Below are 13,805 nucleotides of genomic sequence, written 5' to 3'. Positions count from 1 at the left end.
AAATTTTGGGGACAAAAATAATCTTTTAATTCAATTTTGTGTTTGCCACAACTTTTAAGCCAATTTCCAAACCTTTGGCAATTGTAAAGTTAATGGCGGCCTCGCGGTTGTTGGGAATATCACCCTCCAGGATGGCTTCGCGTATCTGATTCTTGATAATACCCACTTCACGGCCTTCTTTTATACCAAAAAGCTGCATAATATCATTACCGGTAACCGGTGGCTGCCAGTTTCTGATACTATCGCGCTCTTCAACATCTTTTAATTTTTGTTGAACCAGCTCAAAATTGTTACGATATTTTTTAACCTTATATTCGTTTTTGGTGGTAATGTCTGCTTTACACAACAGCATGAGTCCCTCAATGTCGTCTCCAGCCTCAAAAAGCAAACGGCGCACTGCCGAATCGGTAACGATGGATTGTGAAAGTACAATGGGCCTTAAATGCAGCTGAACCAGTTTTTGTACCTGCTTCATTTTTTCGTTAAGCGGCAATTTTAACTGGGCAAATATTTTAGGTACCATGCGCGCGCCGCGGTCTTCGTGGCCATGAAACGTCCAACCGTGGCCGGGTTCAAAGCGTTTGGTTGCCGGTTTGGCAATATCATGTAATATAGCGGCCCAACGCAGCCAAAGGTCATTGGTGGTTTCGGCTATGTTATCAAGTACCTGCAGGGTGTGGTAAAAGTTATCTTTATGGCCTTTACCGTCAATATAATCCACCCCGTACAGGTTGGCCATTTGCGGGAATATTTTGTGCAGCAAACCGGTATCAAACAAATAATTAAAACCAATTGAAGGCAGAGGCGACAAGATGATCTTGTTCAACTCATCGGTAACGCGTTCCTGCGAAATAATGCTGATGCGATCAACATTATTTTTGATGGCCTGCACAGCAATATCATCTATACGGAAGTTGAGCTGTGAGGCAAACCTAATGGCTCGCATCATACGTAAGGGATCGTCAGAAAATGTTTCGGCAGGATTGAGCGGTGTCCTGATCAGCTTTTGTTCCAGATCAGCAATACCGCCGAAGGGGTCAAGCAGATCGCCGAAGGTATCCGGGTGAAGTGATATAGCCAGGGCATTTATAGTAAAATCGCGGCGTTTTTGATCGTCTTCCAGCGTGCCGTTCTCCACAATAGGCTTGCGCGAATCGAGTCGGTACGATTCTTTCCTTGCCCCAACAAACTCAATTTCCAGATCCTGGTATTTTAAAGATGCGGTGCCGAAGTTTTTATATACAGCAAGTTTTACCTTTAGTTTTGCTGCCACGGCCTCGGCAAAGGCAATGCCGTTGCCTATAATAACAATGTCGATATCCTTTGAAGGGCGTTTTAAGAATATATCGCGCACAAAGCCACCTATAGCGTAAACCTGAGCCTCATGCTGAGCCGCAAGTTTTGATATAATAGAAAATACGGGGTGCTGCAGGTGGGCTTTCATGTAGTTTGATAAAATACTAAACGCTAAGTTCTAAATCCTAAAACAAGTTTTAAAACAAAGTGCAAAGGTAATGCTAAATTCCAAAACAAAATTGCCTGAACCAGGATTTACCGCATTAAGGGATTATATCGATTTTTCTCTTTGCTCCTTTGTCTTTTTTCCTTGTTCTCACACATCTATCTGCGTAGAAACTCAAATGTGCCATCGGGCGATAATTTCATGATGGTTGATGGGTTTTTGATCTCCTTACTGTGCTGATCAATATCAACCACATAATCAACTCCATCAATCACTTCCTGATCAATTTGCGAAAAGTATTGCGGCGATGGTTTGCCGCTTATATTGGCGGATGTTGATACCAATGGCTTGCGCAGCCTTTGTATCAGTTGCTTACAAAAGTCATTACCGGTTACCCTGATACCTATACTGCCATCGGCAGCTATTAAGGCTGGCGAAACATTTTTGGCGCCTGGCATTACCAGTGTCAGCGGATTTTCGGCATATTCTATGAGGTCATAAGCCAGCGGGTTCACATCGCGAACGTAGCTTTCCAGTTTGTTTTCGGTATCCAGCAAAATGATCATGCTTTTAGCCTCGTCGCGCTGTTTCAGGCGATAGATCTTTTGCACAGCTTCGGTATTGGTGGCATCACAGCCAATGCCCCAAATGGTATCGGTGGGGTACAGGATTATCCCGCCCTCTTGCAGTATTTTAAATGCTTTGGCAACTTCGTCTCTAAGCATGGTTAATATATAAGCTTAATGCGTTTATAATTTGCAGTTCATCCAGCAGTTCCATGCATTTAGGAACGCCGTATAGTTTGCAGGTATTGCGTACACACGGTTCGCAGGTTAGTTTACCATAACGCAGTATGGTTAAATTTTGTTTGTTATAAGGGGCTGTATTGTGCTCATTACCTGCGCCAAACAAAGCAATAACAGGTGCGCCTACGCTATTGGCCAAATGTGCCGGACCCGAATCGGTGGTTAATACAGCGGCGCTTTGGGCCATTAAACTGCATAAGCCTGGCAGGTCAGTTTTGCCGGCATAATTTTCCAGCCTGTCGGAGTTTTCGGAGCCGATGATAAACTGGCTTACAAACACTGCCTCCTTAGTTGATCCAATAAGGCAAAATGTGGTATTGCTGAAAGTAGCGGTCAGTTTATTGAGCAGCGCCCGTCCTTTATCAAGTGGCATGCGCCGGGACGAGGCTTCGGAGTTGAAATTTATTAAGACCCGGTTTGGTTGCTTTGGAGTAGTCCTTTCTGCTTTTAGCGTTACCTGCTTATGGGCTATTGTTTTACCGGTAAATTGCTCCAATAATGACACGTATTCATCAACCCGGTGCAGGTTAGCCGGTTTTTTGTAAGAATTGCTGAGCAGGAAGAAACCGCCCTCCTTACCAAAACCTATCCGCTTTTTGGCAGATGTAGCCTTAGCCATTACCAATGATGAAAGGGACTGCGGCAGATTAAAAAACAGATCATAGTGTTGCGGGCGCAGTTTTTTGCCGAAACGGTAAACACCGGTTAGTCCGTTGTATTCTTGTTTGGAGAAAGGGTATACCTGATTGATACCGGGTATGAGCGGAGCCATATTGCTCAGCTCTTTTTTGATGATCACATCAATTTGAGCATCAGGGTAAAGCTGCTTTACTGCCGCGACGAAGGCTGTACTCATCACTACATCGCCAAGCCAGTTAGGCAGCCTTATCAGTATCTTCATCTTGAGTTTTGAGTTATGAGTAGTTAGTTATGAGTTGTAAGTTTTTCAAATACTCACCATTCATAACCCACTACTCAAAACTTATTTAAACAGCTACGTTGTTATCGCGCAGAGCGTCGTTCAATGATGTTTTTTTATCGGTTGATTCTTTACGGGTACCAATGATTAGAGCACAAGGCACCTGGAAATCACCAGCCGGGAATTTTTTGGTATATGAACCCGGGATAACTACCGAACGGGCAGGTACACGACCTTTATATTCAACCGGGGTTGAACCAGTTACATCAATAATTTTAGTTGATGCAGTTAAAACCACGTTAGCGCCCAATACTGCTTCGTGCTCAACATGCACACCCTCAACCACAATTGCACGTGAACCAAGGAAACAGTTATCTTCAATAATAACCGGAGCAGCCTGCAGAGGCTCAAGCACACCGCCAATACCAACACCACCACTTAAGTGCACATGCTTGCCAATTTGCGCGCATGAACCAACGGTAGCCCAGGTATCAACCATAGTACCTTCATCAACATAAGCACCAATGTTTACGTATGATGGCATCATGATTACTCCTTTTGCAAGGTGAGCGCCGTAACGGGCAATTCCGTGAGGTACAACGCGTACACCGGTTGCTTTATAGTTGGTTTTCAATTTCATTTTATCATGAAATACAAAGGGGCCAACTTTAATTTCTTCCATCTGGCGGGTTGGGAAGTATAGTACTACTGCTTTTTTGATCCACTCGTTTACATGCCAGCGAGTGCCAATTGGCTCGGCTACACGTATCTCACCCCTATCCAACCGGTCAATAACGGTTTCAATGGCGGTAGTATATTCATTATAGTTCAGCAGATTCCTGTCTTCCCAGGCATCTTCAATCAGTTTTTTAAGATCTTGCATTGGTAAAATTAAACTTTTGGCAAATTAAAGGAATTTTAAGGAGAATTACTTTGAATATACTGAATGTGTGCACAAGTTATACCTTGCCCTATTACCTTTTAGCTGTGAAATTGCTCCCACATGTATTATTACACCTTATTATTAAGGAACGGTAACCATACCCCATATTAAATCCAGAATTGTTCATGAAATATTCATTAATATGTTTTATGAGCCTTAGCAGCCGAAATTTGAACTTTAACGAGTAATATGCTAAGGATGTGTAATTTATCTTTACATCACACCTAATTCTCACATTTGTAACACTTATTTGATAACCTTTATTCGGCGCTATATGGAAAAATGCAACTACTAAAACTCCAATAATCCTCTTGCTGTTTTCAACCGCGTGCAGGATTATAACCAAGATAGATAACACTCTTTTTTATAGTGTGTTACCGGTGATTAAGTATCATTAAATAACTCTCACTTTAATTATAATGAAAAACTTCACACAAACTCAAAATGACAAATCTCAGTGGATGGTGGTTTACACCAGATCTCGCTGGGAAAAAAAGGTTGATGAACACCTGAGAACTCAGAATATCAACTCTTTTTGCCCAACCATTAAAACCAAGCGGCGATGGGCCGACAGAATGAAAGTGGTTGAACTTCCTTTATTCAGTTCTTACTTATTTGTTATGGCCGACCTGAAGCAGCAGCTTAGCGTTAGGCAAACTCCCGGTGTTGTAAACTTTGTACAGCACTGCGGCAAAACGGCATCGGTTGATAATGCGGAAATAGAACGCATTAAAACGCTGATCAGCAGCCATGACAATATCGAGGCGGTTAGCCTTCCCCGCATTAAAGTAGGGGATACTATGAAGATAGAAGGTGGCTTACTCCTTGACTGGCAGGGCGAAGTAATTAAGATCAACGGAAAATCAGTTGTACTGATGATGAAGGAGCTTAATTGCGCATTGGTAGTTGATACCGATAAAACCACCATGAGTTTTGCTTAAGCAGAACATACTTAGTATAGATATTTAATAAGAACGGTTTAATAATCCATTCCCCTAAAAAATATAGTTATGGAAAATCATAATGGACATATTCTGGAGATGTTAATCAGAAAAAAAGGTTACAGCATCAGTGAAATTGCAAGAGTTACACACGTTAACCGCAGAACGGTTTATAACTGGTTTAATCAGAAATATTTAAAAACGGAAATAATTTACAGGATTGGCATGATCCTGAAACACGATTTTTCTGTTGAGTTTCCGAACCTTTTTACAAAAGAAGATTTCAAAGAAACAAGTACATATAAGGAACCTGAAAGCAACGACCCCATATTTTGGGAGCTGCCAACCCATCATGTATGGAAAGACAGGTATATATCACTGCTTGAACAATACAATAAAATGTTGTTAACCTACTCAAAAATGGATCAGCATTTTAACACTGCCGGGCTGGAAGGCATAGTAAAAGCTTAAAACAGTAAAGCCTGCAGATGTTGATCTGCAGGCTTTTTTAATAATAAAAAGCTATATTGCTGATTAAGCCATTGGCTTTTCTTTATACTCATCGCTGATGTTTACGCGCAGCCTTTTCATGGGAGCCAGCTCAGATTCGTAAACTTTTTTAAGCCCATCGCCCATAGCTGTTTCCACATCCCTGATGTCGCGTACCAGGCGTTGCAGGCCTTGCGGTTCAACAGATGCAGCATGGTCAGATCCCCACATGGCCCTGTCAAGCGTAAAGTGACGCTCAACAAAGGTAGCGCCCATGGTAACGGCAGCTACAGTAGTGGCCAAACCGGTTTCGTGACCCGAATAACCAACAGGTATACCCGGATATTTAGCTTCGAGCGTTTGGATCATTTTTAAATTCAACTCCTGCGGAATGCACGGATAGGCAGAGGTAGAGTGTGCTATGAACAACGGATAGTTAGCATCAAAGGCATATATATAATCCATAGTGGTTTCTATCTCCTTGATGGTTGACATACCGGTTGACAGCATCAGCGGTTTGCCTGTTTCCAGGATGCGCTGGATCAGTTCAAAATCGGTTAATGATGCTGAAGCCAGTTTGTACAACACGGTATCAAACTGTTCCATAAAATCAACTGATGGTGCGTCCCAGGCCGATACAAACCAGTCTATCCCCAGTTTTTTACAGTATTGGTCAATGGTAGCATATTCGGCTATACCAAATTCTGTTTTACGTTTATAATCAATGTATGATATTCGGCCCCATGGGGTATCTCTCATTAGTTCCCACTGATCTTTGGGTACACAAATTTCCGGTGTTCTTTTCTGAAACTTTACGGCGTCGGCTTTTGCGGCCACCGCTTCATCAATCAGTTTTTTGGCGGTTTCCAATGATCCGTTATGGTTAATGCCAATTTCAGCTATAATATAGCTTGGATGACCTTTACCAATTACACGCCCGTTATTCAGGGTGATGGTGCCATTTTGCCCGTTTGCAGTAAATGTATTGTTTTTGGCATCAATGATCAATTCGGCAAATTCGCGGAAACAACCTTCGCCGCCTTTAAGCGAACAAACCATATCAGCTATGTTTTTTATGATGGGCAGGGCATCGGCAGGGCAGGCGGTTAAACCGGCCAGTTTCATTACCTCAAGGTCATTATAATCATCGCCGATATAGGCTATTTGTGCCGGCTCCAAACTCAGGCGGTCGCAGATCTCTTTAAAGACAGATACCTTATCTTTTATTCCTAAATGCAGTTCAATTATCTGCAGTTTTTCGGCCCGTTTTACTATCGAAGGTGAAAATTCGCCGGTGATAATGGCAGTATCAACGCCTGCATATTTACGCAACCGTTCTACACCCATGCCATCGCGCATATTGAATCTTTTAAGGTCTTCGCCTTCATTACCATAGTAAACACCTGCGTCTGTTAACACACCATCGCAATCGGTTATCAATAATTTAATTCCTGCTGCTTTCTGTTTTAAAATTTCATTCATTTGGTATTGAATTAAATTGCTGTGTAAAGTTTTTTATTTAGGTTAATGAATACAGCACCGGCTACCGGGCTCATTGTCTGGAGTTAAATGTAGGATGGCAGCTTTTAGATAACGCGAAGTTTAGGTTATCAAATTATTAAGCGGTTGGGCTATATATGTTTAGTTTACGAAAGGGATATTTATTAATGTTAAGGATTTCTTAATTTTGCCTTCATGCCCGAAAAAGAGAAACTCAGAATAGATAAATACCTATGGGCCATCAGGCTTTTTAAAACCCGTACGCTGGCATCTGATGCCTGCAAAGCCGGGCGTGTGAAACTGGATAGTAAAAATATCAAGGCATCGCACGAAGTGAAGATCGGCGAAACCTACCAGGTATCGAAAGGACCTGATAGAAGAGTGATCAGGGTTACCGGCCTGCTTGAAAATAGGGTGGATGCCAAAAAAGCGGTAGAGTTTTATTTAGATATAACCCCTGTGGAACAAACGCCTGCATTTAAGTCAATGTTTCACGCACCCATTTTAAAGCGCGACCGTGGTACAGGCCGCCCCACAAAACGTGACCGCCGGGAAATTGATGACCTAAAGGATGATTTTTTTGATAAAAAACAAGAAGAGGGCGAAAGCGAATAGGGATGTATTGTTATCCTTCGACTCAGCAAGGATAACAATACAGTTTTACATTATATCAGTAATCTGTTTTATTTTCTGTTGTTTCCCATAGCTTAAATGCCGAAAGGGCTTCGGTACGGAGCAATTGTACAAAAGATAGTTTACGGCTTTCCATTTTTTTATCAATCTCGTCATAAATAAAATGGTCGTCAAAACCAATGGCTGCGGCATCGGCTTTAGTATTAGCATAGTACACCTTATCAATACGGGCCCAGTAAATTGCTCCCAGGCACATAGGGCAGGGTTCGCAGCTGGTATAAATTTCACAGCCTGTAAGGTCATACGTTTCCAGTTCCTGGCAAGCCAGGCGTATTACAGAAACTTCCGCATGTGCAGTTGGGTCATTCGTAGGTACCACACGGTTGGCGCTGCGCGCCACAATCATGCCATCCTTAACTATTACAGCACCAAAGGGGCCGCCTGTGCCCTGCTTTACATTGTATTCGGATAGTTCAATAGCTATCCGCATAAATTTTTCGTGTGCTGTGTTTTCCATATTGCACTAAATTAAAAAACCTCAACGATTAGTTGAGGTTTTACCTGTTAATATTTTATGATTTTTATTAAAGACTGTAATCTTATTTTTTGTCCTTAGCGTAAGCTTCGTTCAGGCGTTTAACCACATCGGCAGTAACATCCAGTGATGCATCACCATATAATACAGTTGGGTTTGCTTTTGAATAGGTTAACACCAGTTTGTAGCCTTTTTCTTTAGCGTAACCTTTTGTAAAATCGGCAATTTTATCATACAGCTTAGTGTTTTCACTTGCCTGAGCATTTTGAAACTCGGCATTGGCATTTTGTGAATAGCCTTGCAGTTCCTGTTGTTTACGTTGCAGGCGCTGCTCGGTAGTCTGGCGCTGATCGGCAGGTAAAGTAGCCGCGTTTTTCTGATATTCAGCAACCTCACGCTGAAAAGCCTGGCCTTTAGCCTGCAGATCGCTTTGTGAGGCTTTGCCTTTGTCTTCCAAACGTTTTGACATATCTTTAAAATAGTCGTATTTGTTTAATAAACTATCAGAGTTTACATACACAATGGTTTCTTTATCACCACTTGGAGCAGCGGCAGCAGAAGCAGGTTTGTCGGCAGTTTTATTTTGGTTGCAGGCGGCTATGCTTCCGGCAATTAATATCCCTAATGTGAATTTTGTTAAAATTGAAGCCGTAGTTTTCATCTAATTAATTGATTTTTTTCGTTTGTTTATGTTAGCCAGCGCATGATAATCATGCTGCTGTTTTTGTTTCTTATCAAGCTCTTACCTGCAATAATAGCGTTTTAAACGTCAGTACACGCAGAATTATCGTTATTAAGTAAAAATTTTGACAAAGATAAACTTTCATTACAAGTATCCTAATGAGATGTGCATATGAGGTATGCTCACAAATTAAAAAGCACTATAGGTGTTTAAAATCATATGTAATGTTGTGTAGTTTATATCTATCCACAACCTCATTTTTATCCACAATTATTCGTCAATTCCGGGTATTTTTCGTACTTTTGAAGGTTGTTGTATTAAATAAATATGAGCGAAGAAAATCAGGACAAGTCCAATTATTCAGCAGATAATATACAGGTATTAGAAGGTTTAGAGGCGGTACGTAAGCGTCCGTCCATGTACATTGGTGATACAGGCGTAAAAGGTTTGCACCATTTAGTATATGAAGTTGTCGATAACTCTATCGATGAGGCCCTTGCCGGTTACTGCGATACCATAAATGTTACTATACATAAAGGAAATTCCATAACAGTTGTTGATAACGGCCGTGGTATACCCACCGGTATCAACACTAAAGAAGGTAAATCGGCACTTGAAATAGTAATGACCGTTTTACACGCAGGTGGTAAATTTGATAAAGATACCTACAAGGTATCGGGTGGTTTGCACGGTGTGGGTGTAAGTTGCGTTAACGCCTTATCAACCCATGTGAAAACTGTGGTATATCGTGAAGGCAAAATATTTACCCAGGAGTACGAGCGTGGTAAGCCTTTGTTTGATGTAAAGGAAATAGGTGTATCTGACCGTACAGGTACTACACAAACCTTTCAGCCCGATCCGGAGATATTTCAGTTTACTACCGAGTATAAATATGAAACCCTTGCAGGCCGTTTACGTGAGCTTGCGTTCTTAAATAAAGGTATTCGCCTTACCTTAACCGATGAGCGTTTCCCTAATGAGGATGGAAGCTTTCCGAGTGAAGAATTTTACTCTGAAGGTGGTTTACGTGAGTTTGTGAAGTTTTTAGATGGTACCCGTACCTCTATTATTCCAGACCCTATATACCTGGACGGTATTAAAAATGGTATTCCGGTTGAGCTTGCCTTTCAATATAATGATACTTACTCAGAGAACGTTTTCTCTTACGTAAATAACATCAATACCATTGAAGGCGGTACCCACGTAGCGGGTTTCCGCAGGGGCTTAACGCGTACGCTGAAAGCTTATGCCGATAAATCGGGCTTGTTGAAAAACATGAAGATCGAGATCACCGGCGATGACTTCCGCGAAGGCTTAACAGCCGTTGTTTCTGTAAAGGTTCAGGAGCCGCAGTTTGAAGGGCAAACCAAAACCAAGTTGGGTAACAATGAGGTAATGGGTGCGGTTGATATGGCGGTAGGCGAAATTTTAGGTAACTTCCTGGAAGAAAACCCTAAAGAAGCTAAACTTATTGTAAATAAGGTAATACTTGCAGCTACGGCCCGTGCCGCCGCCCGTAAGGCGCGCGAACTGGTACAGCGCAAGAGCGTAATGACAGGTTCTGGTTTACCGGGTAAACTATCTGATTGTGCCAATAATGATCCATCGCTTTGTGAGCTTTACCTTGTGGAAGGTGACTCGGCGGGTGGTACTGCCAAGCAGGGCCGCGACCGTGAGTTTCAGGCCATTTTGCCTTTGAGGGGTAAAATCCTGAATGTGGAAAAGGCTATGGAGCACAAGATATATGAGAACGAGGAGATCAAGAACATGTTTACCGGTTTAGGCGTTAGCCGCGGTACACCTGAAGATGATAAAGCCTTAAATATTTCTAAATTGCGTTACCACAAGATCATCATCATGACGGATGCCGACGTTGATGGTTCGCACATCACAACTTTGATACTTACTTTCTTTTTCCGTTATATGAAGGAGCTGGTAGAAGCCGGATATGTTTATATCGCTTCGCCGCCATTATATCAGGTTAAAAAGGGTAAAGAATCAGAATATTGCTGGAATGATGTACAGCGTGATGCTGCCATACAACGCCTTAAAGGATCAGGTAAGGAAGATAGTGTACACGTTCAACGTTACAAAGGTTTAGGTGAGATGAATGATATTCAGTTATGGGATACTACCATGAATCCTGCTACTCGTACACTTAAACGCGCTACTATTGAAAACGCTGCAGAGTGTGATCATACCTTTAGTATGTTAATGGGTGATGAAGTTGCCCCGCGCCGCGAATTTATTGAGCGTAATGCTAAATACGCCAAGATTGATACATAGGTCATAAGCATTTTAATTTTTAATATCCGGGAGCCGTTTTATGAAAAATAAAACGGCTCTTTTTTTATATTATCTTTTTAAATCAATAAATAATTATAATTTTATAATACTTAAAACCTTATTTACAGCCATGCATTTATGAATGTGTATAGTATGGTATTATTTTTTACATCTATCAAAAGCCGTTTTAAATGACACAACTTTTCAAAAAAGCCTTTATGGCTATTGCTCCGAGCAGCGTTTTATTGACCTCAACTGTTGATGAGGTTAAAATTCAGGGTTATAATAAATCAGGATTTGGCGGAAGGGGGGTGTTTTTAAAGGGAATTGATTATGAGCCCGAACTAAAGTATTTAAAATACTTAATAAATGAAGGTTCGGTGTTATTTGATATAGGCGCAAACTCCGGCGTTTACAGTATGATGGCCGCAAAATTAGTTGGAAAAAAAGGCACAGTTGTGGCTGTTGAGCCCTTCCCGGCAATGAGTGCCATGCTTGTGAAAAACAGCGAATTGAATAAATTTTCAAATGTGCGGGTACGTACTTTTGGCGCGAGTCATAAAACCGAGGTCAGAACTTTTTGGCTTAATGATGATAAGCCCAATTCCTTCAGTTTTTCTATTCAGCACCAGGATGCAAAAGAATTATCTTTTCTTACTGTGAGCCTGGATGATTTATTTGAATGGGAAAAATTAGACAGGCTGGATTATATTAAAATTGATGCGGAGGGAGAGGAGGACAATATTTTAAAGGGTGCCGAAAAAGTTATTGCCAAATATAAACCGGTTATTCAGGTTGAAATAACCCAGCGGCAGCCACAATCAATACCAAGTGATTACAGGATTTTTCACATACCAGGGAGCGATAACCATTATTATATTCCGGGTAGCAGCGATAAAATACAAATTGCAATAGATCAGGGATGGGAAATTATTAAATAAAGGTTTATCCCTGACGTATTATTTTATATATGTGATAGTCCGCTAAATAGTAATTGTTTATAATAAGTTACTATTAAAATAGTATATAATCAGTTTTGCACAAAAATATATCAATCATATGCAATCTATATTATTGAGGGTAATTAGTAGGTATTTTTATAAAAATATCTATTATGAAAAACAAAATAACATTACTTGCTGCCATGGTAATGCTCCTGTTTGCCTGTAAAAAAGAATCAGGAACAAAACCACCAACCAATGCTGCAACTCCCAAAAAGAGTTATGCCATAGGTTTTAATGTGTCGGGCTTTACAGAAAGCTCTGCCTCACTTACTACAAACGCGATAAATGCAAAAACTACCGCGGCACTTAAAGACCAAATCAAGTTCCTGTACTATTTTATATTTACACGGGATGAGAACGGCACCTACACAGAAGTTTCAAAAGGGGTGCAAAAGGCTGCCGATGCCAATTTCGGAACTATAAAAGATACACTCGAAGCAGGCCATTATTCTGTTTATTTTGTAGGTACCCAGGCTCCGGGTCACTATGATTTTACTTTTGAAACCTCAACAATTTACGCAGATCCCATTTTTTACTATGATGACAAGTCTGTTTACGAAACCTTTCATAACGCCATGCAACTTGATGTAAGCGGCACTTCAATACAAGCGATAGTTTTAAAACGGGTAGTAGCAGAAATTTCTGTAAAAGTTACTGATCCGCTGCCGGCTAATGCTAAAACACTCAGGCTAAGCTTTGGTGATTATCCTACGGGGCTCGACCTCAATATGGGTGTAGGAGAGGCTCGTTCCCATAGTCAATTTGAGTTTCGTGACACGGCAAAGGTTTCGTTCCCGATCAATGCTGCAGACATAGGCAAGGCCGGTTTTACAGTTGATAAATACGTTTGGCAGTCTGCCTACTTTGGTATTGTAGTTGATTGTCTGGATGAAAGTGGTAAGATTATAGCTACTAAAACATTACCAAAAAATCTTGTTGATATTTATACCCAGTTGTTAAATAATACGCATTACACCTACTCCGGCGTACTGTTTGGCAATACAAACAGTTTCAGTGTTTCATTAGATGATAAATGGAATACACCGGTAAACAGCACATTTAGTCTTGTTCCGGTTAAGAAGAACTGAGTTTTTAATTATGTGTTTTTTTTAGCCTCGCTTTTCTTAAGCGAGGCTTTTTTAATTTAAGCAGGTGCTTGCCGTAGTCTATTATTGCCTTATATTTCATGAGGATATCACCACCCAAAACGCCCAATACATGCGGGTAACCCATTTGGCTATAGGCGATATTGATAGTGGATAGATCTAAAACGGCTACTTCAAAATCGGCTATTTCAGTATCGCCAATTAACATACCGCTTATAGTGGCCGTGAATGACTCCATACTGTTGGTACCCAGCCCGGTTGACAGGCGATCACTTGCCAGGATGTTGGTAGCTTCATTAGCTTCAAAAAGAGCGGTGCGGTCAAGTGCTGTTTTTGATGCTCCGGTATCCAGCACCATGATAAAGGTTTTGCCAAACAAGGTAACCTCAATAAGAGGATGAAAACCGTCGTCATGCAGGTCAATGATCTGGAGTGGGATGGATGTAGTCATCCGATAATGATAATAATTTTATTTAATAATTTAATAAAGGTTTGTCAG

At 41.1% G+C, this 13,805-nt stretch carries 14 protein-coding genes; 6 read left to right on the top strand and 8 right to left on the bottom strand.

Annotated elements, in window-relative coordinates; genetic code table 11:
* Positions 1 to 25 precede the first annotated feature (25 nt).
* The 4 genes from QWZ01_RS04480 to QWZ01_RS04465 form a co-directional block, all read right to left on the bottom strand.
* A complete protein-coding gene (locus tag QWZ01_RS04480; protein WP_290322037.1) occupies positions 26 to 1,444 on the bottom strand; it encodes a CCA tRNA nucleotidyltransferase in 1,419 nt (472 codons plus the stop codon).
* A 176-nt stretch (positions 1,445 to 1,620) separates the two neighbouring features.
* Positions 1,621 to 2,187, bottom strand: a complete 567-nt coding sequence (locus QWZ01_RS04475) for an L-threonylcarbamoyladenylate synthase (protein WP_290322036.1) — start codon at positions 2,185 to 2,187, stop codon at positions 1,621 to 1,623.
* Positions 2,180 to 3,169, bottom strand: coding sequence for a glycosyltransferase family 9 protein (locus QWZ01_RS04470; protein ID WP_290322035.1), 990 nt, complete (start codon positions 3,167 to 3,169; stop codon positions 2,180 to 2,182). Before QWZ01_RS04470 ends, QWZ01_RS04475 begins: the two co-directional genes overlap by 8 nt.
* 85 nt (positions 3,170 to 3,254) lie before the next feature.
* Positions 3,255 to 4,070, bottom strand: a complete 816-nt coding sequence (locus QWZ01_RS04465; protein WP_290322034.1) for a 2,3,4,5-tetrahydropyridine-2,6-dicarboxylate N-succinyltransferase — start codon at positions 4,068 to 4,070, stop codon at positions 3,255 to 3,257.
* Positions 4,071 to 4,549: 479 nt separating this feature from the next.
* Between QWZ01_RS04465 and QWZ01_RS04460 the strand changes: the two genes are divergently transcribed.
* Positions 4,550 to 5,071, top strand: a complete 522-nt coding sequence (locus tag QWZ01_RS04460; RefSeq protein ID WP_290322033.1) for a UpxY family transcription antiterminator — start codon at positions 4,550 to 4,552, stop codon at positions 5,069 to 5,071.
* A 69-nt stretch (positions 5,072 to 5,140) separates the two neighbouring features.
* The gene (locus QWZ01_RS04455) at positions 5,141 to 5,542 is read left to right on the top strand and encodes a helix-turn-helix domain-containing protein (protein ID WP_290322032.1); all 402 of its coding nucleotides are present in this window, start codon (positions 5,141 to 5,143) and stop codon (positions 5,540 to 5,542) included.
* 63 nt (positions 5,543 to 5,605) lie between these two features.
* Here QWZ01_RS04455 and QWZ01_RS04450 read toward each other — a convergent pair whose 3' ends face one another.
* Positions 5,606 to 7,042: an N-acetylneuraminate synthase family protein gene (locus QWZ01_RS04450; protein WP_290322031.1), complete on the bottom strand. Its 1,437-nt coding sequence runs from the start codon at positions 7,040 to 7,042 to the stop codon at positions 5,606 to 5,608.
* A gap of 213 nt (positions 7,043 to 7,255) precedes the next feature.
* Between QWZ01_RS04450 and QWZ01_RS04445 the strand changes: the two genes are divergently transcribed.
* Positions 7,256 to 7,675 (top strand): RNA-binding S4 domain-containing protein, encoded by a 420-nt coding sequence (locus QWZ01_RS04445; RefSeq protein ID WP_290322030.1) that lies wholly within the window; start codon positions 7,256 to 7,258, stop codon positions 7,673 to 7,675.
* A gap of 55 nt (positions 7,676 to 7,730) precedes the next feature.
* Here QWZ01_RS04445 and QWZ01_RS04440 read toward each other — a convergent pair whose 3' ends face one another.
* Both QWZ01_RS04440 and QWZ01_RS04435 read right to left on the bottom strand, forming a co-directional pair.
* On the bottom strand, positions 7,731 to 8,210 hold the full coding sequence (locus QWZ01_RS04440; protein ID WP_290322029.1) for a nucleoside deaminase: 480 nt from the start codon (positions 8,208 to 8,210) through the stop codon (positions 7,731 to 7,733).
* Between the two features lie 82 nt (positions 8,211 to 8,292).
* The gene (locus QWZ01_RS04435) at positions 8,293 to 8,889 is read right to left on the bottom strand and encodes an OmpH/Skp family outer membrane protein (RefSeq protein WP_290322028.1); all 597 of its coding nucleotides are present in this window, start codon (positions 8,887 to 8,889) and stop codon (positions 8,293 to 8,295) included.
* Positions 8,890 to 9,237: 348 nt separating this feature from the next.
* Here QWZ01_RS04435 and gyrB point away from each other — a divergent pair, with 348 nt between their 5' ends.
* The 3 genes from gyrB to QWZ01_RS04420 all read left to right on the top strand — a co-directional run bounded on the left by gyrB (position 9,238) and on the right by QWZ01_RS04420 (position 13,288).
* Positions 9,238 to 11,196 carry a DNA topoisomerase (ATP-hydrolyzing) subunit B gene (gyrB, locus tag QWZ01_RS04430; protein WP_290322027.1) on the top strand — a complete coding sequence of 653 codons (1,959 nt, stop codon included), beginning with the start codon at positions 9,238 to 9,240 and terminating at the stop codon, positions 11,194 to 11,196.
* A gap of 191 nt (positions 11,197 to 11,387) precedes the next feature.
* Positions 11,388 to 12,137, top strand: coding sequence for an FkbM family methyltransferase (locus QWZ01_RS04425; RefSeq protein ID WP_290322026.1), 750 nt, complete (start codon positions 11,388 to 11,390; stop codon positions 12,135 to 12,137).
* Positions 12,138 to 12,310: 173 nt separating this feature from the next.
* Entirely contained in the window at positions 12,311 to 13,288 is a 978-nt protein-coding gene (locus QWZ01_RS04420; protein ID WP_290322025.1) for a hypothetical protein, read from the top strand.
* A gap of 4 nt (positions 13,289 to 13,292) precedes the next feature.
* Here QWZ01_RS04420 and QWZ01_RS04415 read toward each other — a convergent pair whose 3' ends face one another.
* Positions 13,293 to 13,757 carry a retropepsin-like aspartic protease gene (locus QWZ01_RS04415; RefSeq protein ID WP_290322024.1) on the bottom strand — a complete coding sequence of 155 codons (465 nt, stop codon included), beginning with the start codon at positions 13,755 to 13,757 and terminating at the stop codon, positions 13,293 to 13,295.
* Positions 13,758 to 13,805: the final 48 nt, after the last annotated feature.

The organism is Mucilaginibacter aquaedulcis, assembly GCF_030409325.1.
GTDB classification, from domain to species: domain Bacteria; phylum Bacteroidota; class Bacteroidia; order Sphingobacteriales; family Sphingobacteriaceae; genus Mucilaginibacter; species Mucilaginibacter aquaedulcis.
Note: the sequence above shows the minus strand (reverse complement) of the source record. Positions and strands in the feature narration are given on the sequence as shown.

Bases quoted from the DNA above. Each gene is read 5' to 3' on its own strand.
- QWZ01_RS04465 (WP_290322034.1), bottom strand. From the start codon at position 4,070: ATGCAAGATCTTAAAAAACTGATTGAAGATGCCTGGGAAGACAGGAAT.
- QWZ01_RS04435 (WP_290322028.1), bottom strand. From the start codon at position 8,889: ATGAAAACTACGGCTTCAATTTTAACAAAATTCACATTAGGGATATTA.
- QWZ01_RS04425 (WP_290322026.1), top strand. From the start codon at position 11,388: ATGACACAACTTTTCAAAAAAGCCTTTATGGCTATTGCTCCGAGCAGC.
- QWZ01_RS04480 (WP_290322037.1), bottom strand. From the start codon at position 1,444: ATGAAAGCCCACCTGCAGCACCCCGTATTTTCTATTATATCAAAACTT.
- QWZ01_RS04455 (WP_290322032.1), top strand. From the start codon at position 5,141: ATGGAAAATCATAATGGACATATTCTGGAGATGTTAATCAGAAAAAAA.
- QWZ01_RS04420 (WP_290322025.1), top strand. From the start codon at position 12,311: ATGAAAAACAAAATAACATTACTTGCTGCCATGGTAATGCTCCTGTTT.
- QWZ01_RS04440 (WP_290322029.1), bottom strand. From the start codon at position 8,210: ATGGAAAACACAGCACACGAAAAATTTATGCGGATAGCTATTGAACTA.
- QWZ01_RS04450 (WP_290322031.1), bottom strand. From the start codon at position 7,042: ATGAATGAAATTTTAAAACAGAAAGCAGCAGGAATTAAATTATTGATA.
- QWZ01_RS04470 (WP_290322035.1), bottom strand. From the start codon at position 3,169: ATGAAGATACTGATAAGGCTGCCTAACTGGCTTGGCGATGTAGTGATG.
- QWZ01_RS04415 (WP_290322024.1), bottom strand. From the start codon at position 13,757: ATGACTACATCCATCCCACTCCAGATCATTGACCTGCATGACGACGGT.
- QWZ01_RS04460 (WP_290322033.1), top strand. From the start codon at position 4,550: ATGAAAAACTTCACACAAACTCAAAATGACAAATCTCAGTGGATGGTG.
- QWZ01_RS04475 (WP_290322036.1), bottom strand. From the start codon at position 2,187: ATGCTTAGAGACGAAGTTGCCAAAGCATTTAAAATACTGCAAGAGGGC.
- gyrB (WP_290322027.1), top strand. From the start codon at position 9,238: ATGAGCGAAGAAAATCAGGACAAGTCCAATTATTCAGCAGATAATATA.
- QWZ01_RS04445 (WP_290322030.1), top strand. From the start codon at position 7,256: ATGCCCGAAAAAGAGAAACTCAGAATAGATAAATACCTATGGGCCATC.